The organism is Flammeovirga aprica JL-4, assembly GCF_012844305.1.
Taxonomy (GTDB): domain Bacteria; phylum Bacteroidota; class Bacteroidia; order Cytophagales; family Flammeovirgaceae; genus Flammeovirga; species Flammeovirga aprica.
In genome coordinates, this window is record NZ_JABANE010000021.1 from 1 (window position 1) to 21,286 (window position 21,286).

Consider the following 21,286-nt stretch of genomic DNA (forward strand, 5'->3'; position numbering starts at 1 on the left):
CTATAACTTTTGTTTTACGACCCATAATTAGGGTATAAATATAGCTTATATTTTAATTTGTCTCAGTACTTAGTACTTAATATTTGTATAAAATCCCTCCATCATACTCTTGAATATTCAACTGCACCTGATCTCCGTCAACCTGTAAATTTGAAATATCAAATGACAGTTCTTTAGTGATATATGCTTCGCAAGCTTCTGGATTTTTCATGGATAACCTCAAGTTTCTTTGTGGAGGAAATGATTCTAATATTAGCCCCTGATCCACTAATTTCACTTCCCAAGACTCTCCACTACAACCACTAGCACTAAAGTTGACCAGTAAACAATCTCCCTCAATTTCTACTTTATTGATTTGCACATAATCAGAAGGTGCATTAGCATATTCTTCTTCACTAACCACTGTCACTAAATCACAATTCGTTGGTGTCACATTATTAGAAGTTGTGTTTTTAGAACAACTAAATAGTGTAAAGTAGATAAAAGCAACGATAAATAAGTATTTCATTTTTTATTGATTATTTAATTTAAAGTCTTTTGAGAAGACGCGTTTAATAGTAGAATAATGATTATTTATCCTTTGCAATTCTAAAACCAAAACCATCATTTCGGGTATTTATAGGCGACTGATACCTTATTTCTGGCATATGAAATCCTTGTTGTAAGGGTTTGCCGTTTTCATCTAGTGCATTATAAAACCAACTGATTCCTTTAGATATTTTATCTTCACCATCAGGCGGTCCTTGTGGATTAATTCTGCTCACTAAACTATCTTTTTCAGGGTTATACCAGTCAAAGACCCATTCGGTCACATTTCCTGTCATATCATAAATACCCAACTCATTTGGTTTTAGAAGTCCTACTTTATGGAAGGTGCTGTCTGAGTTTTCTCCTACCCATCCAATTTCCAACTGATTATTACTTCCGCTGTATATATATCCTTTGCTTTTCTGCCCTCCTTTTGCAGCATACTCCCACTCCGCTTCTGTTGGCAACCGTCCCCCTGCCCAATGGGCAAAATCATTCGCTTCATCCCAAGTAGCTAACATTGGGTTATCCTTTTTCCATTTATAATACACCTTTTGTCCATAGGCATTTTCAATAGGTGGCTCGGGCATTTCTCTACCCGTGCTTTCACAAAATTCTCGAAATTGTCCTACTGTAATTTCATACTTACTGATATAAAAATCACTGATTTCAACAAAGCGGTGACGACTTGCAAAACCTCTTATAGTATCTCCTTTTGGACTTATTACTATTTGATTTTTCCCTTGTTCAAAAGTTCCTCCTTCTACAAATACCCAATCCACTTTATCCGTTTTTGGTTTTGGTTGGCAGGAGATAAAAAGTAAAGCAATGAGTGTAATCGTTAATTTATTGGGTTGTATCAGTATTGCTTTCATTTGAAATTACTTGATCAACGATAAAATCTCTTTAAACTCTTTTCTCTGTGATGTCCTCATTAACTCATAAAGACACATCTCTACATTTGTGATTCCCACTCCTGCTCTCTCAAACTTGCTTAATGCAATATCAATATTCTCTTTCTTACGTGAAGATATAGCGTCAGCAACCACCTCCACAGTATAGTTTCGCTGTAGTAATCCCATTACTGTTTGGTACACACAAATATGAGCTTCAATACCACAGATGATCCAGTTTTGTTTATTGAGCGCCTTAATTCTATTTTCTACAGCCTCTTCAGCCATTGCATTGAAATAGAACTTCGGAATAGGTTCATTATTATCTTTCATGTGAACTGATAGCTCTTCTATTGTTCCTCCTAACCCTTCAGGATTTTGCTCTAACCAAACTACAGGAACATCTAAAATCTGACAACCTCTCAAGAGATTTTTAATATTCTTGATGGTCGTCTCACTTTCATGTACCTTCCTTGCAAGATTTCCTTGTACATCTACTAATATTAAACCGGTATATTCAACGTTTAGCATATTCCCTTTCTTAAAGTTTCAAAATTGACCAATTTGTTTATTCTTCAATATCAGAATGAATGTTTCATTATACATTAAAGATAAAAATAAAGCTTTCGTTAGTAATATAATTATAAGTTCAAATTACTCTGAAAAGAAGTCTGGATTTTTATATTGCTTCGTCTTATAATATTTCGGTCGCGTATCTAATCGAACATGCAACCAAATTACACCTAAACCTGCTGTATTCAGCCAAATCTGTTTTCCTTTTTTCAATTCACTCTCTACTTGGATCGCTATGGTTTGAAAAAGTCCTTCTATCTGCTCTTTATCACCACCTTCCAGAAAAGATCCTAAGTGCTTATAAATGTCTCCTTCTTTTGTCTTTACAGGGACAATCAAACGAGCATTTCTCCCTAAATTATCAAAATTTACAATGGCATTATCGATTTCAAAATGTTCGCTAAATGCCTGTTCATCCATGACTCTTTTAGCATAACTATTGGTCTTTCGGATCACCAACTCATAGTCTTTGTCAAGGTCTTTCTGCAATAAAGGAGGATGTTCCCAGAAGAAGGAATTCCCTAAGACTTCAAGTAGTTTACATGTATAAAAATCAATGAAGGAACTGCTCGTTTTCCATAAATCAAAAACTTCTGAAAAAGACAAATTCTTATCCCCGTCTTGTATTTTTAGCCTTGCGGCATGTTCATTTTTACCTAATGTGATAAATGTATACATCAATAAAATTGGTTTGATTGTTAGAAGAGGTTACAAGCTAGCAACATCAAACCAAAAAGTAAATTCCTACCCCTATCAAAAGTAAAGGGAACAAGAAGACAACTTCACTCACTATGCACCAAAAAACAAATTGAATCCAATGCATTACACTCATTTTCGTTTTTTTCTCTTTATGAATCAATCTCTTCAATTCTTCCAGCTCCATTTTCATAAAACCTTCCCTACTCACCTTTAAATCGATGACTCCATTGTCATTCAAGCCTTGTTTAAAACCTTGTAATACCGCTTTAGGATGCATTAATAACACATAACCCATTGCCCAAAGGCTCAAAACACCCAATAAAACATGCTTCCACATACCCGTTGCGATCTCCCAACCACATATAAAGCCTTCCCCTTTCCAGGAGGTGTCACAGTCATTCAAAATATGTTGAATATCATGGATGTGAAGTGCGTCTTTTCTAAACTGAGGGTTGGGCATTGTCAATACAATTCCAAAAATATTGATATCAAAAGTTTTATCATCGATACCTCCATCATCAGGAATTCCGTTTGCTCTGTAGAAGTCTACTAATAGTTTATCCAAAGTCATTATTAAGCAGTTTTAAATCGTTATATTTTAAAAGTTAGGTACTAAGACTAAATTCACAATAATTAATTATTGACTTAGTACTTATTTAGCTGTTTCTGTCTTAAAAGAGGCTAATTCATCAGGATGTTTTAAAGCGTATTCTTTAAAAAAGTCTAATGCTCCTCTCCCTATTTCAAGGTATTTAGCACAAAATGGAGTAAGTATTTCCTGATCTACCAAAAACTGATATTGTTCATCAACTTTAATTTCTTTTAAAGCCGATTCATCATTTTTTTTGAAATACCTTTCAGCCAATACTAACAATTGATATTGTTCAGTTGCTCCAATATGCATTAAGCCTCTTTTGATGGGATCAAGGTACTTACCATATCCATTAATGAAGAATTGAACAAAACCACCATTTGAAACCTGTGCATCCAAATACCACCAAAAGTAAATAAATTTCTGAGCATAGTTGAAGCGTACACACCTTTCTTCTTCATACTTACTGTGATCCACATAAAGCGAAAGTGGCTCTAACACATACCATCCAAAGTCCATTCCTGTCAAGGATTCAAATTGCTCTTTTTCTAGATTGGGGATAAACGGATTAGTTTCATCAAATTTCCAATAAATTGAAGCTTTTTGGTCAGGACTTTCCTCAAATATTGGCGTAGAAGATGCTTTTTTAATAGAAAGGTAACTTTTTAACAGAGTAAATAGTTTCATGTTGCTTTAATAAAGTTTGTGTTTTAATTCTCCTCAAGATCTGTCATCTTTTAGAAGAGATATCTCATTTTATAGTTTACTGTTATGAAGTTATGAAAAATACTAAAACCATAAAATATTCTCTTTATAAAAAGGCATCAAAGTTTGAAAACGGTGTTTATATAATCGGGAAGAATATTAGTAACTAGGGAGGAAAAACAAAATGATATCAACTTATGATGAAGGTCTTTTCCAATGAAAAATAGATTTAGATTCATAACAAATATTTCTAATCCCAATTCACATTAAACCTTAATAACAATTAACTAAATCATATCTTTCCTTTCCACCTAAAAGAGATGTAGTATTGTATTGAAATAAAAAGGTACATTGATGTGGTTCTTTTGCTTGGTACTCCTAATTACTTTGAGCAAAAAGACATGAAAGCAATATGTTTTCTCAAAGCCAATATCTCTGGATAGGGTTCCCCTCTTTCTAACCATTCGGTTACTGACACCAATTACCATAAAGTTTAAGAGCATATATATGCTTGAAACTTTAGTATCAAAAAAATCTTATTATGAAACATCACGTTCGAAGTGATAAAAAAACTTTTATGGGCATAAAAGCAAATGCCACAGTATCACTAGCCTCCATTTTTATTATCTCAATATTGGTTACAGCTACATTAATAAAAGGTCAATCTATGGAAGATTGGTTCAAACTAACACAAGTCAATGTATCAAATAGCGTAGGATGGTTTTTTATCCTTCTCGTCAACTTCGTTTTTATCTACACCATCTATTTAGGTATTAGTAAGTTTGGTAAAATAAAAATTGGTGGAGTTAATGCCAAAGCAGATTTTTCTAAAGGATCTTGGTTTGCGATGCTTTTTAGTGCGGGTATGGGAATTGGTTTATTATTTTGGTCGGTAGGCGAACCCATTTCGCACTTCAACAATAACCCTTTCATCAGTAATACAGAGAACCCTGCCAAAGCTGCAGAATTAGCAGTGAGTTTATCGTTAATGCATTGGGGATTTCATGCTTGGTCATTGTATGCCTTTGTAGGATTAGCTTTAGCATTTTTTACTTTTAATTTAAAACTCCCCCTCACTATACGTTCTATATTTCATCCCATTTTTGGGAATAAAATATATGGTTTACTGGGCGATATTATTGATGTAATTGCTGTAATAGCCACATTGTTTGGTCTAGCTTCTTCCTTAGGTTTTGGAGTGCAACAAATAAATTCAGGTCTTACTTATTTATTTGAAATTCCTTCTACAACCACAATACAAATTGTACTAATAACCATTATCACTGGGTTTGCAACGCTTTCTTTGATTTTAGGGCTAGATAAAGGCATTCGATTCTTAAGCGAAGTTAGCTTGAAACTGGCATTTGTACTGTTAGTTATAGTCATAGCGATTGGTCCTACAGTTTTCTTACTGAAAGCATTTGTTCAAAATATTGGATTCTATCTATTTAACTTTTTTGAAATGGGCTTTTGGACAAATTCATATGAAGGTGTTGGGGAGAAAAATAGCTGGCAAAACCAATGGACTATCTTTTATTGGGCTTGGTGGGTTTCATGGTCTCCTTTTGTGGGTATTTTTATTGCTAGAATCTCTAAAGGCCGTACTATCAGAGAATTTGTATTTGGGGTAATTATAGTACCAACTCTATTAACATTCTTCTGGTTTTCGATCTTCGGAGGAAGTGCACTGTATCAGGAGCTATTAGGAAATCATATTGTTTCTGAGGCTGTGAATAAAGATTTTTCAACGGCCATTTATTATTTATTAGAACAGTACCCTTTAACTAAATTGACTTCAGTTCTTACCATCATTTTAGTAACCCTTTTCTTTGTAACCTCTTCTGATTCTGGGTCTTTTGTGGTGGATATGTTAACTTCTGGAGGTAAACATGATGCTCCAAAATCACAAAAAGTATTTTGGGCTTCCATGGAAGGCTTAATTGCTGGAGTACTTTTGATGGGTGGCGGATTAGCAGCAATTCAAACAGCAACTGTTTTGTCAGGATTACCTTTTGCTTTACTCATTATCGTTATGTGTTATAGCTTATACAAGGCAGTTAATGATTACTATAAAAAGTATTACATTTTTAAAAATGAAGATAAAAAAGAAGCTATTGAAGTTTAACTATTAAAATAAGATAAATAATAGTATTATTAAGAGGTCATTTAGAAGAAATAATTCAGTCTAAATGACCTCTTGTTATACATTACATTAGATCTGTTCTCTGGGATAGAATTAACGGTTCCCCTCTGAGAGATTAATGTAATGGAAATTGATACAAGCCCTTCACTTTCTCCTTTCGCTGATACCAATCGTTATACACCAAGTCTATATTGTTTACTTTTACAGTTCCGAAATAATGATTGCGATACTTTTCTACTAAATCCAAAAACTTGTTCTTTTCTTCAAGCTTTTCTTTCAACCTCACTATAGTAGAATGAGCCGTTTGTAATACATACCTTATGTCGATTGACTGTTCTAAACTTGTAGACATAAACTCACTCCTCAACCGGTTGCGGATATTATTCAAAACATTATCCTTCACAAATCCTTGAAGTAAAATACAAGATGGTGAAGCAGTTACCCCTTTAAAAAGCACATCAAAACTCTCTATTGAATCAAGACTTTTCTTTATTGTATTAATGTAATCCTCAATAGAAATTTTATCAAGACTAAAGCCATCGTAACATGTAATAATTGACATCACAGTCACGTGAATATCGGTATCAGGATAGAAATACTGTCGGGGTTCCACTGCTCTAAGCTGAGAAAGAAACCCTTGGATATTCTTTAAAACTAATTCATCCGGCTTTAAAATTAGAGATATTCCAAATCTCCTATCATCTTTAGCATCAATCAGCTTATCCAACTGATAATTATCTGTTTTAAATTTGGTTACAGCTTCATGGTACAGGTTGTTATAAAATTCAATGTTGTTCATTTCGTTAAAATGGTTTTGATAGTTTCGTAATTCACTTATTGGTAAAAATATACTGTTCATATTAAGCAGGAAACATAGTTTTTAGCTTAACAATGTTCTACAGTACAATTCAAATAACATAAATATTTCATATTAATTCAATAAAAAAAATGTTTCCAATAATTAATATTACCTAATAGGTGTTATTAAGATTAATAACAGTGATTTTTAAAGTCCTCAGCTTCGAATAAAAGTGTTATTTAGTACTGTTTTTATGGGCTATGGTAATCTTTAAAATTCCTTTAAGAACAAAATAAGCCAAACTCTGATATCTTATTTGAAGATGTTGATAGACTATTTCTGCATTATATATCCATCCTACTGCAATATGTGTACTTTATCAAAGCAAACAATGATGAACTTTGTTATGTAATCAAAAATTAAAATTGTTATGCTTTCGAAATTACTATCTAATTCCATTGTTAAAGGCGGTGTTTCACCTGTGTTTGATCTTCCAAGCGATTATGGGTTGCCCTATGAAGAAGTCACTTTTAATGCAAAAGACGGTGTACAACTTTCAGGTTGGCTGATCAAAGGCAACACCGATAAGGTGATTATTCAATCTCACTATGGCGTGCAGTCCAGTAGATCTGGCTATACTCCTGAGGGAAAAGGAATGATGAAAATGTGGAAAGAAGATATTGCTTTTCTGAAACATGTTAAACATCTCCATAGCAAAGGGTACTCTGTACTGATGTATGATTTCAGAAATCATGGCAATAGTGATGAAGGTACTTCTCCGTGGGTAACTTGGGGTCCTGAAGAAAGAAAAGATGTAATTGCCGCTGTGGAATTTATCACTCAGCATGAAGATTACAATAATGCTCAAATTGGATTGTTGAGTATTTGTATGGGTGCAGCGTCTTCTACCTATGCTTTCGGTGATGGAGTGAAAGAATTTGATAATATCAAAGCAATGGTCGCTATACAACCACTTCGATACCTTGACTTTATAAAGGCATTAGGATTAGATAACTTTATAGGGAAAGGTGTAACTAAACTCAACAATGAGAGAACAGGAATTGCGATGGATGAGGTTTCTTTTATGCCCAACGTCAAAGATATCACTGTCCCTACATTATTGGTTCAAAATCAAAATGATGAGTATTTAAATAAACAGTCTATCGACGAATATTTTGATGCACTGACGGTTGAAAAGAAAATGATCTGGTTGGACTTGGATAAGAAAAGAGCCGCAGGTTATGATTACCTTACAAAGCATCCTGAGGAGCTCTTATTCTGGTTTGATCAATATTTAAAATAAAAACAATGACACTACTTAGTTCTAAATTGTTCATATTCTTATTCATCACTTTCATTCTTTTAGCTATTTTATTTATGATTGGTAAAAAATCTGTAAGCACACAAGTTCAAATCAATACTTCTCCTGAAAAAGTATGGAGTGTTCTGTCAAATGCTGAAACAGTAAAACAATGGAATAAAGTATTGATTCCTCTAAAAGGTCAACTTAAAGAGGGAAGTGTAATCAACTATGAATTCTATCAAGATGAAGGTGGAAAAGCTTCTAAGATCGATGCTAAAGTGGAGAAAATCATTGAACAGAAAATGATTAATCAAAAAGGTGGAGTACCACTGATATTGACTTTTGATCATAAGTATATATTAGAGTCTTCTCCTTCAGGAACAACAGTAAAAATACATGAAGAATACAAAGGTATTATAGTTCCGTTTTGGAACCCTTCTCCTGTAGAAAAAGCATATGAACGTTTATTAAATCAACTAAAAGATTATATTGAAAATGAGTGACATTATTCGTATTACGGAAGTAAGTCAAATTCATCAATTTTTAGGGATTGAAGGACCTAAACACCCGTTAATTACTGTTCTTCCCATAGATGAACGTATGGTAACTGCCAACTATGGGAATTACACTTTTATGATGGATTTATATCAAATCAGCTTAAAAAAAGGTATTGAAGGACGTATTTCTTATGGTCGAAACTCTTATGACTTTCAAGACGGGACCATGGTTTTTACAAAACCCAATCAAAGTATGAAATTCTCTACACAAGAAAACTTTGATAATGTTTCGGGCTGGACGGTTATTTTTCATCCTGACTTAGTGAGAAAATCAGAGCTTGGAAAAGTAATTAATAACTATGATTTTTTTGCTTATGCAATTTATGAAGCATTGCATATTTCTAGTGAAGAGCAAAAAGTGCTCAGTGAAATCGTTGAAAAAATACAAAGAGAGTATGAATATATTATTGACCGTCATAGTCAGGAATTGATAGTTTCTAATATAAAGCTTCTGTTAGACTATTGTACTCGTTATTACGACAGACAGTTTTATACCCGTACTAATTTGAATAAAGATTTTGTAGTACAATTTGAAGCTTGCCTTAAGTCTTACTATGACAATGAAAAACAACTAGAACTTGGTGTTCCTACTGTAAAATATTTTGGTGAAGAATTGAATATGTCATCTCATTATTTGAGTGATTTACTGAAGAAAGAAACGGGAAGTTCAGCACAAGAACATATTTACAACTACTTGATGGACCTTGCCAAAACAAGGCTATTAGGTTCAAAAGAAGCTGTAAGTCAAATTGCTTATGGATTGGGCTTTGAATACCCCAATCACTTTAGTAAACTTTTTAAGTCAAAGATTGGAATGTCACCGGGGGAATATCGAAAAACAGAATAAACTATTGAGAGCCTTGAATTATTTCTTAAAAATAAATCCTGAGTTAGAAATTTGCACTACAAATATCAAACTCAGGATTCTTTGACTGATGAAGGTCTTCTTTAAGAATATGACAACTTCATGAAGAAGTAAGTTTATTTTTTAATAAAACGCGTGGTATATACCTCATCTCCGGTTGTAACTTTCAATAAATAGGTACCTAAGGCTAATTCAGCGACTTCAATCTCAGTAATTGTTGCTCCTTTCTTAGGTGTGACTAACTTCAATAGTCTTCCACTTATATTTAGAATTTCAATTTTTTGTATTTCACTTTGTTTATCCTCCAGAGTCATATTTAATGTTCCTTCCGCAGGGTTAGGGAACACTTTTAATACGGTATCTCTTGCTTCAATAAGGTCAGTACTTGTTACATTTTCTGTTACTTTAATATTTTCTACCTGATCCGTTACTTTTTCAAAACTCCCATTCTCTGGAATAAAGGCGATTGAAAGTTTATAATCATCTGACGGCGGTAGATCTGTCTCTATTTTAAGCTTCCTAGTCAAAGTACGTTGTCCAATACGTTCGGTACGAGTTGTATTAGCCATCACTTTATTATCCTTATCTAATAATTCAATTTGTAATGTGCCATTCTCATATGTACCATAAGAAAACTCTATATTCACTTCAGTTTCTCCACCATCAATTTCTGTCGGCACAGTAAGCAGTTTAATAGCTGGCTCGATGGCATCTTCCACATTAAAATAAATCACTGGGTCTAACGCCACCGCTTCAGGATCTCTCCAATCAAATCCTTGACGATGCATATACACTTTGTAGAAATAATTTGAGCCAATAGTGGTAGCAGAACCTGTATTAACATTCACAGTCGCTACACCATTGCCAGCCTCTACATTTACATTGCCACTTCCAAACCAGCTTCCGTCCGGCTTTCTGATCTCAATATTGATTTTACAAGCCTCATCCGCTTCATATTTTACATTAATCGGGTAGGAAGTTAAACCAGGTAATAAAGAAGTTGGAATTCCTTCACTCCATAACTTTTTCTCTAATGGCTTTTCTATCACATCAAAAGTGGTGGAAGTACTTTTAAGTACCGTATTACCGTCTTTTATTTCATAAACTACTTTATAATTATCAGCAATAGACAACTCTTGATCTAAATCAAATTCAGTAAATAATGACTTTACTCCCTGTTCAACATTATAAGTTTTCTCCGCCAGCTTATTGTTTGATGGATCAAATAATGTCACCGTCACTGTTCTTGCACTCGATGAGGAGTAAATCAATGTTGTCGAAAATTGACGTGAAGGGTAAGCAGTTATTGTTTCTTCGTATCCTTTGATGTTATCTGTCGAATTGTTGAATAAAGCTTGATCAATATCTACCAGCTTCCAAACTCTCACCCAATCATACATCACCGCTCGTTGTTCTTTTGTACGGAAATCATCCTCAAACATCCATTCTTCTGGCTTTGGATTCGTAGCATTCCTTTCATCATCATCACCCCAATTGTAAGTTTCCATTACAATAATCACAGGCATAGGCAGGAAATAATCACGTGTTGGAGTGATGGTCCCAAAATACTTGTCGTCATTGTAAAACATGGCGGTATTGGCATCTTTCCACCACATACCTACTGTATTCCATCCTAAAGGCTCAGCCAATGCAGGTGCTTTTACTCCACTGTTTGTTGATTCATAAGGCAATCGCTCACATGAACCATTTGCATCAGTAAACGGTTTCGAGTGAGAATTGACATGCTGTATATTATTAAATGAGCCATCACCATGTTCATTAAATGGACCCGTATATCCCATATTCTCTATGATGTCCAATTCTGTTGCATACTTTGTATTACAATCATCAGTTGTGGTTCCTCTTGAATTCATAAAAACACCTGAACCCATAGGGAAATCAGACGGTTTCACTCTTACTTCAAAATACCCATAAGTTTGCAAAACTTTAGTATCCATTCCACCTCCCGCAAAATGATAATCCTTCCCATTTCCCCTTGGGAAACGTTCATCTTCATAATACCACATTGGGTTCATGCTCATATAATAATTATCTGAGTTGGGATCTTTTACTGGTTCTAGAATTCTTTTATCAAAGGCGGCTGTTCTTCCCCAAGATTCTGCTTTATCAAATAATCTCCATTTATCAGTATTAGGGCTATTGGCGTCAAATTCATCACTCATAGCATGATTCAGCACCCAAACTTTACCTGCTGGAGGATCTGGGGGATCTGCCATTAGCATTGTTGCATTAAAGCCTATTAATAAGAGGATGTAATTAATTCGTCTCAAAAAAGTTGTTTGCATGGTTCTAAGTATTTCATTTATTATTTCATACACCACAATAGTAATCAACTTTATCGAAGAGGGATGGAAATTATTGAATCCAAGTCTACCTCTAAAAAATTTTCAACCCGTATATTCCTAGATTTTTTCTCTTGGATTTGAGATATTTATGCATGGGTAAAACCATGTCTTTGATATAGAATAACAATTTAAACTGCATGAAAACTTCCACATTGTACCTTCTCCTTTTTATCATAGGAACCGTGGTTCCCTATTACGAATTAATTGCTTTCCTACTCAGCAATGGATTGAATATGTCTTTATTTTTTGAGGAATTATTCGCTACTAATATCAGTCGTTTTTTGGGTATGATGTAATCATTTCTGCAGTGGTATTAATTGTATTCATTTTGAATGACAGGAAAAAAGTAAAGTACTATTGGTTTTCAATTTTGGCTACGCTCTCAATTGGGGTTTCTGCAGGGTTACCTTTATTTCTATATTTTAGGGAATTGAGGAAGGTACAGAAATAGTTATTCAACTAAAAATCAGAAGACAAAAAAACACCCGCTCCAATAACATGAAGCAGGTGATCATAATTACAAATCAATAAAATAATCAATTACAGCAGTTACAGTTCTACTCCTACAATTAGAACATCATCTGTCTGCGCGTTGTTTCCTTTCCATTTATCGAAGACGCCTTCAAGCACTTTCTTTTGTTTTTCCATTGGATAATTCATGGTTCTGTTTAGTGATTCGATCAAGCGATTCTGCATAAACTTACTATTTGTATTTCCTCCGAATTGGTCTTGAAAACCGTCTGACGATAAGTACAATCTGTCACCACCTTGGTAGTTGATGGTTTCAGTTTGAAAGCTCTTTTTAATATTTTTTGATGAATAACCGATCGTTGATTTCGAACCGGCTATCTTATTAATTTTATTATCTGCTCCTACAAAATATACAGGTCTTTTGGCACCACTGAATTCTATGATTCTTTGATGTTCATTGATTACGACTAAACCTAAATCCATTCCGTCATACACTTTTTGGGAATTTCTTAAGTTCATCAATGAATACAGTTCCATGTCCAAAAGACTAAGAATATCATTTGGCGATTTTATCTGCTGATTAACAATAATGTCATTCAATAAAAGATTACCAATTATGGTCATAAAGGCTGCCGAAACACCATGTCCTGTACAGTCTGCCACAATCAAGAATCTTAAATCCTCCGTTTGGTAATACCAGTAGAAGTCGCCTGAAATAATGTCTTTCGGCTTATTTAAGATAAATCCATCTTTAAAACTTTCTAATATATTTTGTCTGTATCCTAAGATAGAGTACTGAAGTTTTGTGGCATAAGTAATACTATCCGTCACTTTTTGATTGGCTGTAGCCAGTAAATCATTTTGTGATTTCAGTTCTGTACTTTGTGCTAAAATCTCTTCGTTTTTCTCCTGAATTTCTCTTGTTCTTTCATTGATTTTCAACTCAAGATCTCTATTGATATTGACTTGAAGTTCATGGTTTTTCTCTAGCTGTTCATACAATTCTTTCTGCACCGACTCTTTTTTCTCCTCAGATGCCAATAAGTTGTCATGTGCTTCACGAAGTGCTAAACCTCTGTTGATAGTTTCTCTCAAATAACGATCTACGGCAATTACAGCAGGTCGGAAAATGAAAAAGGCTTCAAGGAAGATCGACAGCAATGTGATTCCTAAAAGAATCATCTCAATCAGTTTTACCTGCTGAATTCTTGCCGTTGACTCATGATCATACTGGAAAGTGATGGTGTTCATCTGCTTCAAAAATGAACCTTCGTTTCTCAAAATCTGCGATACTTGAACATCAATTTCATAAGAGTTACTTGATTTCAAGATTTTTTGAGACGCTTCAAACATCTGGTCAAAATTCTGTGAAATCCCTTCAAACATTTGCTGGATAGTTTCACTGTTTTCACCTTGAAGCTCCATTTCTGGCAAACGGTCTCTTAAACCATAATGAGAAGATGACCACAAATCAATGATTGTAGCAAATTCCTTTTTGATTGTACCAAATTCACCTGGATCTTCAGCCCTATCAAGTTGAAGTGCCAACTTACTGATTTTCTGACTCAACATCCTTTGTCGACCAGAAATGTTAATTACACGAGCATCTTTTTCTTGCTTGTTCAAAACCGATCTAATCACAATCTGACTAGCAATACTAAGTAAAGCTATGATAGAAAGGGCAATGACATAAGACGCTGTAAATCTTTTCTTCGGATTTTTTAATAGATACTTGTTCATAGTTTAGTAGTGTAGTCGTGAGATTGCATTTTCATGGTGTTTGATTTAATCGGTTTTACGGATGCCTAAGTTGTATTTAACTCACTTAAAAGAAAAAGAGATTGCTCTTGTGCGAAACACACAAGAGCATATCTATTCTTAATGATTTAAGAAGTCCATCAAATACCCTCTGTACTGATAATAGTCAGGGTGTTCCAAAATGTCTACTCTATTACGAGGTCTTTCAAATGGGATTCTTAATTCATCACCAATTTTTGCGAAAGGACCACTTGTCATCATGATAACTCTGTCTGCAAGGAAAATGGATTCATCCACGTCGTGAGTGACCATAATGGCTGTAATTTGTTCTTTTTGCCAAACTTCAAGAAGTACGTCCTGCAATTCACCTCTTGTAAGTGAATCTAGCATACCAAAAGGCTCATCTAGTAGTAATACTTTTGGCTTTAATGCAAAACCTCTAGCAATACCTACCCTCTGTTGCATACCTTGCGATAACTCTGAAGCTCTTTTATTGAAATCATTTCCTAAGCCTACTTTGTCTAAGTAGTACTTACAAATGTCTTGTTTTTGTTTTTTTGTAGCATGAGGGAATACTTGCTTCACCCCGATCATTACGTTTTGTAATGCTGTCATCCAAGGGAATAAACTTGGCGACTGGAATACTACTGCTCTATCAGGTCCTGCACCTCTCACTTCATCACCGTCTACATACACAGCACCTTTACTGATTTCATTCAGACCTGCGATCATCGTCAACAACGTTGACTTACCACATCCTGAGTGACCGATTATCGAAATAAATTCACCTTTCTTGATGGTTAATTGTAGATCTGATAATACAGTGTAATCGCCTTTAGGAGTAGGATAAATTTTAGCAATATCCTTACAAACCAACATATCTGGTCTTGTATCCTCTATAATTTCAGGCTGTAAAATATCTTTTGCAATAACGCTCATCTTCTTAAAAATTTAGATTGTACATGAATTAGAAAATGTTGTTGGCCTAGAAGTACTCCAGTTTTTCCTTTTTCTTTCTAAGTCCCCATTTGATACGCCCTGGCATCACTGGTTTTAAATCTGGCAACTCATATTGAGTCGTTTTCTGGCCTGATCTTGAAGCTCCTACAGCAATCAAGTATTCCAGAATCTCGTTTCTTAAGTGTTTGTAAGTATCGTTTTTGTTGATCTCTGCAATCACTCTCGGACGAGCAAGATCTACCTTGAAATTAGGACCTAGTGTTGCCTCAGGACCTGGGTTTAATGGAATGATTCTATCTGCCATTACAATCCCTTCATCCACATCGTTAGTAATCAGAAGACAAGTTTTTCTGTCTTCACCCCAGATGTTGACAATCTCTTCTTGAAGCGTTCCTCTTGTTAAGGCATCCAATGCACTCAAAGGCTCATCCATCAATAACATTTTAGGATTCATGGCCAAGGCTCTTGCAACTGATACCCTCTGACGCATACCACCAGAAAGTTCTGAAGGTAATTTGTCAATGGCGTGAGAGAGATGTACCATCCCTACGTATTTCTCTATCATCTCTTTCTTTTCTTTTTTAGAAGCAGATGGATACACCTCGTCAATCGCCAATTTAATATTCTGCGCCACAGTCAACCATGGCAGCAATGAGTAATTTTGGAAGACTACTCCCCTGTCAGGACCAGGGCCAGTGATTGGTTTTCCTTGTAGAAGTACCTCTCCCTCATCAGGAAATTCCAATCCGTTGATTAGGTTGATTAAGGTTGTTTTTCCACTACCGGTAAAACCTACGATGGCCACAAACTCACCTTCCTCAATCGTTAAGTTGATATCTTTTAAGACTTCTACTCTATCTTTTCCGGTTCCGTAAGCCTTGCTTACGTTTTTCAATTCTAAGTACGCCATAGGAATTACTTGTTAAATGACATCATTTTTTGAACTACCATCATGATTCTATCTAACATAAAACCAATCATACCGATCACGAACATGGCTACGATGATCTTCGCATTTGAATCACTTGCACCGTTTTGGAATTCTTCCCAAACAAATGAACCTAATCCTGGTGACTGTGCTAATAATTCAATCGCAATCAATACCATCCATGCTACTGAAAGTGTAATTCTCAATCCTGTGAAAATCATTGGAAGTGACGATGGCAATACTACTTTGAAAATGTTTTGACCGATGCTAAGTTTCAATACTTTAGCGACGTTTACGAAGTCTTTATCTACCGTAGAAACACCCATACTTGTGTTGACAAGTGTTGCCCACATTGAACATAAACCTACTGAGATAAATGAAATCATAAACGATTTATCCATATCCGAGTCAGACATTACTGTCTTCACGATCATAAATACTAATAATAACCACACTACTGGCGATACTGGCTTTAAAATCTGGATTAACCAGTTAAATGAAGTTCTTAAAGTTGTGCTCAAACCAATTATAATACCGATAGGAATAGCAATAAACGCTGCTAGTAAAAATCCTGCGAATACTGTTTTCAAACTTGTTTTGATTTGATCTACAAATGAAGGTCTACCTGTATAAGTAATAGGGTCTTGACCTTTTGCAATTCTTTTTTCGTTTGTTTTAGCTACTTTTAAATCAAATGCTTCTTTCTTTGCTGAGATAATCTTGTGATCTGCTAATAATGAAAGGTATGCATCCCATACTGTCGCTGGAGATGGCAATGTGTTTGGCATACAGCTTACATCACCTGATATGATACAGTTTTGCATTTCTAATGCCCCTGCGTCACCTCTTTCTGCTCTTGCTTTTTCAATCTTTGCTGTTGCCTCTTTGTTAAATAAGTAAGATGCACTTGCGTGCCAGATACCAATAAATAATAAAATAGATAAAAGTGGATAGATATAAGATTTTAACAACGCTTGTACATTTTTCTGTACTTCCTCACCTTTGAAGACACTAATCCATGGTGCTAGAAAAGCTTGGATTCCGGTTAATTGCAGTATTCTCTCTTTCATGATAGTATTATTCTTTTAGTTCCTTTTGTAATTGATTATTATAATTATGTCAGTTTAGTAGAAGTAGAATGGATGATAAGGGCGATGCAGTACTACATGTAGGTGTAAGTCCTGCACCTCCCTTGTACAATCTAACTTTGAAGAATGATTATTACATTGCTTCGTCTTTATTACCTATTTCGAAGCTATTGATGTAACCTAGTGGGTCTTTACCATCAAATAGTTTTCCATCGATAAAGTCTTTTGTTGGAGCTTTGTAACCGTCAGTTTGAGGAATGTCAGACTTAGATAAGTGACCTTCTTCTACTAATAGGTTAGCTGCTTTTAACCAGATATCAGGTCTGTAGATATCTTTGATCGTTTCGTCATACCATCCTTTCGCTTTCGCTGTAGGAATTTGACCCCATCTTCTCATTTGAGTTAGGAACCACACACCATCTGAATAGAATGGGTAAGTTGCGTGATGACGGAAGAATACGTTGAAGTCAGGCATTGAACGCTTGTCACCTTTCTCAAATTCGAAAGTACCTGTCATTGAGTTAGCGATTACTACTGAATCAGCACCTACGTATTCTGGCATTGATAAGATACCAACAGCTTTTGCTCTGTTTCCTGGCTCATCTAACCACTTACCTGCTCTAATTAATGCTTTTGTTACCGCTACTGAAGTATTTGGATATTTCTCAGTAAATTCTTTTGTCATTACGAATACTTTTTCTGGGTTGTTTTTCCAGATATCGTAGTTTGTAGTCACAGGAACACCAATTCCTTTAAATACCGCTTGCTGGTTCCAAGGCTCACCTACACAGTAACCGTAGATAGTTCCTGCTTCTAATGTAGCTGGCATTTGTGGCGGAGGAGTTACAGATAATAATACGTCTGCATCTACTTGACCTTGAATGTTTTCTTTAGTATACATACCTGGGTGAACACCTGCTGCTGCTAACCAGTAACGAATTTCATAGTTGTGCGTAGAAACTGGGAATACCATACCCATTTTGAAAGCTTTACCGTCGTTTTTGTACTCTTTGATTACTGGTACTAAAGCGTCAGCTTTGATAGGGTGAACTGGCTTACCATCTTTCATTGGAACGTTAGCTTTCATCTTCGACCAAACATCGTTTGATACTGTGATACCGTTACCATTCAAGTCCATTGAGAATGAAGTTACTAAGTCTGCTTGACGACCAAAACCAGCACCTGCTGCGATTGGCTGACCTGCCAACATATGAGAACCATCTAATTCACCATCAATCACACGGTCCAATACGTTTTTCCAGTTTGATTGAGCTTCGATAGTTACGAATAATCCTTCATCTTCGAAGTATCCTAGTTCTTTAGCGATTGCTAAAGGAGCCATATCTGTTAACTTGATGAAACCGAAAGTTAATTGTGGCTTTTCAATATCAAGTTGATTTGTTGATGATTCTTCAGCTGCTACAGTTACAGAATTTTGAGTTTCTGATGAAGATTTTGCACCACTGCAGTTGAATAGCATCCCTGCAAGAGACAACGCTACAAGCGATGAGATGAATGAGTTGAACTTTTTCATGAGTAATAAGATTTTTTATTGATTATTTAGATACTTTAGAAGTAAATAATGTTGGCTTGAATGTTAGCATTACGAATGCCCAGTTGTTGATCAAGTCTTTGTTACCGCCTTTAAGAGCTACCATGTTGTCTGTAGCGAACATTTGAGAGTAACCCACTACTAATGAAGCATCTTTCCCAAGTGATTTAGCGTAGATTAAGTCGACTTCAGTACCTAAGTTTGAACCATCTAATTCCATTGGAGCATCTCCTGAACCATATTTCGTTTGATCAGCCATGAATTGGTGTAATTGAACTTTGAAAGTACCTTTAGCAACTTTGAATGCAGTGTTTAAGTAGATATCACGAAGACCTACGTTACCATGACCGTTACCTACGTAGAAGTAATCCATGAAACCGTTGAATTTGTGGTTAGTACCATAAGACGGTGCGAAAGCGTTGTTTTCAGCAGAAGTCACATCATTACCTGATAATACTTGGTAACCTAAAGTGATTGGAGTAACTTTTGTCTTTAAAGTAAGGTTCAAGTCTAATAAGTAAGCGTTAACGTCTGACATTCCTAAAGAACCCGTTTGGTAGTAACCTTCACCTGCTACTGTTAAAGCACCGAATGATCTGCTACCTACTAAACCAATAGTTTGTCTTTGAGAAACACTGTCAGAAGTAGCACCATATTGGTAACCGTCGTTGAATACTAAAGCTGAAGCTTTACCTTTTTCCCAGTCTTTGTGTGCCCATAAGTATTGGAATGACTTATAGCTATTTACACCTAAGTAATCGTTTCCAACTAATTTACCTGGCTCGAAACCTGATTGGTTAAATGCAAAACCTGCGTGAACTTGGAATTTAGATGCTTTATCATTGTAAATAAATAAAGCAGCATCATGTCTTCTACCTTGTTGTGCCCATTCTAATCCACCTAAGAATCTTTGGTTATCATAAGAGATCATTTGACGACCTACTTTCAAACTAAATTTCTCTGTGAAATTGTACTGTCCCCATGCCTCAGAAATGTTTGTTAAAGCATTTGGATCAGTCTTATAAATCTGATTTGTTGAACCCCAAATACGAACATCTTGTAATGATAATCTCATTGTAAATTTGTCCGACTTATAATCAAGGTTTAATCTTGATCTCTGCTCTGTAAAGAAAGCAGGTTCTTGAGTATCTGTTCTCAACTTCTTAAAACCATTTCTTAATTCAGAACGTGGTCTAATTTCTGCTGAAATTTTGAACTCTTGTGCAGTAGCTTGGAATCCTACACCTAATAGCAATACGATAGCGTAAATAAACTTTTTCATTAGCCTTAAGTTTGTTAAACTGATTGAAGTGTTTAAGTAATTATACTTAGATTATACGCAAACTTAGACCGATCCTGAAAGAATATAAACGGTATTTTTCATAAAAAAACATGTTTTTTAAACAAATAAAAAACTGCCATTTAACAGAAATAAATTTATAACATTCTGAATTTCAGTTATTAACACTCATTAAGTACATCTACTTATAAGTAATTAGATCAAAAAAATATTACTTAATTTTATACTTATTTTTACGTATTTACTTAAAAAAGTACTGAATTTGATGTTTTATGATCCAAAACAACATTGGCACAAAAAAAAACTGCTCCAAGACTGAAACAGTTTTTATATACTTTATCTATAATTTTTCTACAATGTCGGTGTGAACTTTCTCATTGATAAACGGGCATCTTGCTGTGCTTGTTTCACCCATTTCTTGAAAAGCTCCATTTTCCTATTCAAATCCTCAGGCCTTTGCCCTACTACTGTCTTATAAACTACAAGCTCATCGTGATTAACATCTTCAATTTGAAAATCTTCTCTGAAACGGTAGTTACTTAATAGTTCTCTTATAATACTTTCCGTTCTCTCACGACTTTCATAAACGTCGTCACTTAGAACTCTAAAGGCAAAAGTAGCGGCATGTGCCATTCCTTGTTTTACTTTCAAACTCCACTTGAAATCAAGTTCAAAAGGAATTGTATCCAATAATGTTGAATTGAACTGATTCATTTTATTTGATATTTATATTGTCTGTGTTTAAGATATGGTAACACAAAAATAAACTATAGAGAATTACAACCCTAATAATTTAAACGTAAATTTCACACTTTAGTGAAATATTTAAGAAATTATATTATTTAAATACAACAAGTTCTTTTAATGTGAATATTTTGAAGTTTTTATAGATTTCCTGTAGGGGTTACAGGCTCACTTTTCCCTTTTTAGAGTAAGAATATATATAAAAACATTTGAACACCTCATAAAGGTATTCATGTTATGTATTACCGATGGAATTTTGATTGAGGTATATTATGTGTATTGTATTACTTTAATCGCTAAGAGGTAATGCTGAAAGTATATTCATAAAATATGATCAATGAGTTAATTTCCATATAACCTATCTACTTTCATTATTATTGTTTTCAACAAGGTTCAAAGTATATTTTACCTTGAACCTTTTTTACGCAAAGAACCAAGCCGAGAATAGTTGAATACTATATT

The 21,286-nt window shown here is 34.7% G+C and carries 19 protein-coding genes and 1 pseudogene; 5 read left to right on the forward strand and 15 right to left on the reverse strand.

Annotated elements, in window-relative coordinates:
* Window positions 1-76: 76 nt before the first annotated feature.
* The 6 genes from HHU12_RS09595 to HHU12_RS09620 form a co-directional block, all read right to left on the reverse strand.
* The gene (locus HHU12_RS09595; protein WP_169656525.1) at window positions 77-508 is read right to left on the reverse strand and encodes a hypothetical protein; all 432 of its coding nucleotides are present in this window, start codon (window positions 506-508) and stop codon (window positions 77-79) included.
* A gap of 61 nt (window positions 509-569) precedes the next feature.
* Entirely contained in the window at window positions 570-1,403 is an 834-nt protein-coding gene (locus HHU12_RS09600) for a formylglycine-generating enzyme family protein (RefSeq protein ID WP_169656526.1), read from the reverse strand.
* Window positions 1,404-1,409: 6 nt separating this feature from the next.
* The gene (locus HHU12_RS09605) at window positions 1,410-1,952 is read right to left on the reverse strand and encodes a hydrolase (protein WP_169656527.1); all 543 of its coding nucleotides are present in this window, start codon (window positions 1,950-1,952) and stop codon (window positions 1,410-1,412) included.
* Window positions 1,953-2,075: 123 nt separating this feature from the next.
* On the reverse strand, window positions 2,076-2,672 hold the full coding sequence (locus HHU12_RS09610) for a DUF6940 family protein (protein WP_169656528.1): 597 nt from the start codon (window positions 2,670-2,672) through the stop codon (window positions 2,076-2,078).
* Window positions 2,673-2,718: 46 nt separating this feature from the next.
* Window positions 2,719-3,264, reverse strand: coding sequence for a hypothetical protein (locus HHU12_RS09615; RefSeq protein ID WP_205959841.1), 546 nt, complete (start codon window positions 3,262-3,264; stop codon window positions 2,719-2,721).
* An 81-nt stretch (window positions 3,265-3,345) separates the two neighbouring features.
* Window positions 3,346-3,972, reverse strand: a complete 627-nt coding sequence (locus tag HHU12_RS09620) for a DMP19 family protein (RefSeq protein WP_169656530.1) — start codon at window positions 3,970-3,972, stop codon at window positions 3,346-3,348.
* A gap of 559 nt (window positions 3,973-4,531) precedes the next feature.
* On the opposite strand from HHU12_RS09620, the gene HHU12_RS09625 reads away from it, so the two are divergent.
* Window positions 4,532-6,115 (forward strand): BCCT family transporter, encoded by a 1,584-nt coding sequence (locus tag HHU12_RS09625; protein WP_169656531.1) that lies wholly within the window; start codon window positions 4,532-4,534, stop codon window positions 6,113-6,115.
* A gap of 133 nt (window positions 6,116-6,248) precedes the next feature.
* On the opposite strand, the gene HHU12_RS09630 is transcribed toward HHU12_RS09625, so the two are convergent.
* Entirely contained in the window at window positions 6,249-6,932 is a 684-nt protein-coding gene (locus HHU12_RS09630) for a 2'-5' RNA ligase family protein (protein ID WP_169656532.1), read from the reverse strand.
* 430 nt (window positions 6,933-7,362) lie between these two features.
* Between HHU12_RS09630 and HHU12_RS09635 the strand changes: the two genes are divergently transcribed.
* The 3 genes from HHU12_RS09635 (at window position 7,363) to HHU12_RS09645 (ending at window position 9,639) form a co-directional block, all read left to right on the forward strand.
* A complete protein-coding gene (locus HHU12_RS09635) occupies window positions 7,363-8,235 on the forward strand; it encodes an alpha/beta hydrolase (protein WP_169656533.1) in 873 nt (290 codons plus the stop codon).
* A 74-nt stretch (window positions 8,236-8,309) separates the two neighbouring features.
* The gene (locus HHU12_RS09640) at window positions 8,310-8,738 is read left to right on the forward strand and encodes an SRPBCC family protein (protein ID WP_169656534.1); all 429 of its coding nucleotides are present in this window, start codon (window positions 8,310-8,312) and stop codon (window positions 8,736-8,738) included.
* Window positions 8,731-9,639, forward strand: a complete 909-nt coding sequence (locus tag HHU12_RS09645) for a helix-turn-helix domain-containing protein (RefSeq protein WP_169656535.1) — start codon at window positions 8,731-8,733, stop codon at window positions 9,637-9,639. Before HHU12_RS09640 ends, HHU12_RS09645 begins: the two co-directional genes overlap by 8 nt.
* A gap of 134 nt (window positions 9,640-9,773) precedes the next feature.
* Here HHU12_RS09645 and HHU12_RS09650 read toward each other — a convergent pair whose 3' ends face one another.
* Window positions 9,774-11,963: a T9SS type A sorting domain-containing protein gene (locus HHU12_RS09650; RefSeq protein WP_169656536.1), complete on the reverse strand. Its 2,190-nt coding sequence runs from the start codon at window positions 11,961-11,963 to the stop codon at window positions 9,774-9,776.
* A 197-nt stretch (window positions 11,964-12,160) separates the two neighbouring features.
* On the opposite strand from HHU12_RS09650, the pseudogene HHU12_RS35915 reads away from it, so the two are divergent.
* Window positions 12,161-12,474, forward strand: a pseudogene (locus HHU12_RS35915) (DUF2834 domain-containing protein).
* A gap of 98 nt (window positions 12,475-12,572) precedes the next feature.
* Here HHU12_RS35915 and HHU12_RS09660 read toward each other — a convergent pair.
* From HHU12_RS09660 to HHU12_RS09690, 7 genes are all read right to left on the reverse strand, one after another.
* A complete protein-coding gene (locus HHU12_RS09660) occupies window positions 12,573-14,234 on the reverse strand; it encodes a SpoIIE family protein phosphatase (protein ID WP_169656537.1) in 1,662 nt (553 codons plus the stop codon).
* Between the two features lie 138 nt (window positions 14,235-14,372).
* Window positions 14,373-15,191: an ABC transporter ATP-binding protein gene (locus tag HHU12_RS09665; protein WP_169656538.1), complete on the reverse strand. Its 819-nt coding sequence runs from the start codon at window positions 15,189-15,191 to the stop codon at window positions 14,373-14,375.
* Between the two features lie 46 nt (window positions 15,192-15,237).
* Entirely contained in the window at window positions 15,238-16,122 is an 885-nt protein-coding gene (locus tag HHU12_RS09670; protein WP_169656539.1) for an ABC transporter ATP-binding protein, read from the reverse strand.
* A gap of 5 nt (window positions 16,123-16,127) precedes the next feature.
* Window positions 16,128-17,210 carry an ABC transporter permease gene (locus tag HHU12_RS09675; protein WP_169656540.1) on the reverse strand — a complete coding sequence of 361 codons (1,083 nt, stop codon included), beginning with the start codon at window positions 17,208-17,210 and terminating at the stop codon, window positions 16,128-16,130.
* Between the two features lie 151 nt (window positions 17,211-17,361).
* Window positions 17,362-18,762: a CmpA/NrtA family ABC transporter substrate-binding protein gene (locus HHU12_RS09680; RefSeq protein ID WP_169656541.1), complete on the reverse strand. Its 1,401-nt coding sequence runs from the start codon at window positions 18,760-18,762 to the stop codon at window positions 17,362-17,364.
* A 22-nt stretch (window positions 18,763-18,784) separates the two neighbouring features.
* Entirely contained in the window at window positions 18,785-20,062 is a 1,278-nt protein-coding gene (locus tag HHU12_RS09685) for an alginate export family protein (RefSeq protein WP_169656542.1), read from the reverse strand.
* 369 nt (window positions 20,063-20,431) lie between these two features.
* Window positions 20,432-20,794 (reverse strand): hypothetical protein, encoded by a 363-nt coding sequence (locus tag HHU12_RS09690; RefSeq protein ID WP_169656543.1) that lies wholly within the window; start codon window positions 20,792-20,794, stop codon window positions 20,432-20,434.
* Between the last annotated feature and the right edge of the window lie 492 nt (window positions 20,795-21,286).

What these genes read in the sequence shown, in the direction of transcription:
- HHU12_RS09690 (WP_169656543.1), bottom strand. Translation starts at nt 20,794, where the DNA reads ATGAATCAGTTCAATTCAACATTATTGGATACAATTCCTTTTGAACTT.
- HHU12_RS09630 (WP_169656532.1), bottom strand. Translation starts at nt 6,932, where the DNA reads ATGAACAACATTGAATTTTATAACAACCTGTACCATGAAGCTGTAACC.
- HHU12_RS09620 (WP_169656530.1), bottom strand. Translation starts at nt 3,972, where the DNA reads ATGAAACTATTTACTCTGTTAAAAAGTTACCTTTCTATTAAAAAAGCA.
- HHU12_RS09635 (WP_169656533.1), top strand. Translation starts at nt 7,363, where the DNA reads ATGCTTTCGAAATTACTATCTAATTCCATTGTTAAAGGCGGTGTTTCA.
- HHU12_RS09670 (WP_169656539.1), bottom strand. Translation starts at nt 16,122, where the DNA reads ATGGCGTACTTAGAATTGAAAAACGTAAGCAAGGCTTACGGAACCGGA.
- HHU12_RS09615 (WP_205959841.1), bottom strand. Translation starts at nt 3,264, where the DNA reads ATGACTTTGGATAAACTATTAGTAGACTTCTACAGAGCAAACGGAATT.
- HHU12_RS09675 (WP_169656540.1), bottom strand. Translation starts at nt 17,210, where the DNA reads ATGAAAGAGAGAATACTGCAATTAACCGGAATCCAAGCTTTTCTAGCA.
- HHU12_RS09625 (WP_169656531.1), top strand. Translation starts at nt 4,532, where the DNA reads ATGAAACATCACGTTCGAAGTGATAAAAAAACTTTTATGGGCATAAAA.
- HHU12_RS09600 (WP_169656526.1), bottom strand. Translation starts at nt 1,403, where the DNA reads ATGAAAGCAATACTGATACAACCCAATAAATTAACGATTACACTCATT.
- HHU12_RS09680 (WP_169656541.1), bottom strand. Translation starts at nt 18,762, where the DNA reads ATGAAAAAGTTCAACTCATTCATCTCATCGCTTGTAGCGTTGTCTCTT.
- HHU12_RS09640 (WP_169656534.1), top strand. Translation starts at nt 8,310, where the DNA reads ATGATTGGTAAAAAATCTGTAAGCACACAAGTTCAAATCAATACTTCT.
- HHU12_RS09685 (WP_169656542.1), bottom strand. Translation starts at nt 20,062, where the DNA reads ATGAAAAAGTTTATTTACGCTATCGTATTGCTATTAGGTGTAGGATTC.
- HHU12_RS09595 (WP_169656525.1), bottom strand. Translation starts at nt 508, where the DNA reads ATGAAATACTTATTTATCGTTGCTTTTATCTACTTTACACTATTTAGT.
- HHU12_RS09645 (WP_169656535.1), top strand. Translation starts at nt 8,731, where the DNA reads ATGAGTGACATTATTCGTATTACGGAAGTAAGTCAAATTCATCAATTT.
- HHU12_RS09665 (WP_169656538.1), bottom strand. Translation starts at nt 15,191, where the DNA reads ATGAGCGTTATTGCAAAAGATATTTTACAGCCTGAAATTATAGAGGAT.
- HHU12_RS09605 (WP_169656527.1), bottom strand. Translation starts at nt 1,952, where the DNA reads ATGCTAAACGTTGAATATACCGGTTTAATATTAGTAGATGTACAAGGA.
- HHU12_RS09660 (WP_169656537.1), bottom strand. Translation starts at nt 14,234, where the DNA reads ATGAACAAGTATCTATTAAAAAATCCGAAGAAAAGATTTACAGCGTCT.
- HHU12_RS09610 (WP_169656528.1), bottom strand. Translation starts at nt 2,672, where the DNA reads ATGTATACATTTATCACATTAGGTAAAAATGAACATGCCGCAAGGCTA.
- HHU12_RS09650 (WP_169656536.1), bottom strand. Translation starts at nt 11,963, where the DNA reads ATGCAAACAACTTTTTTGAGACGAATTAATTACATCCTCTTATTAATA.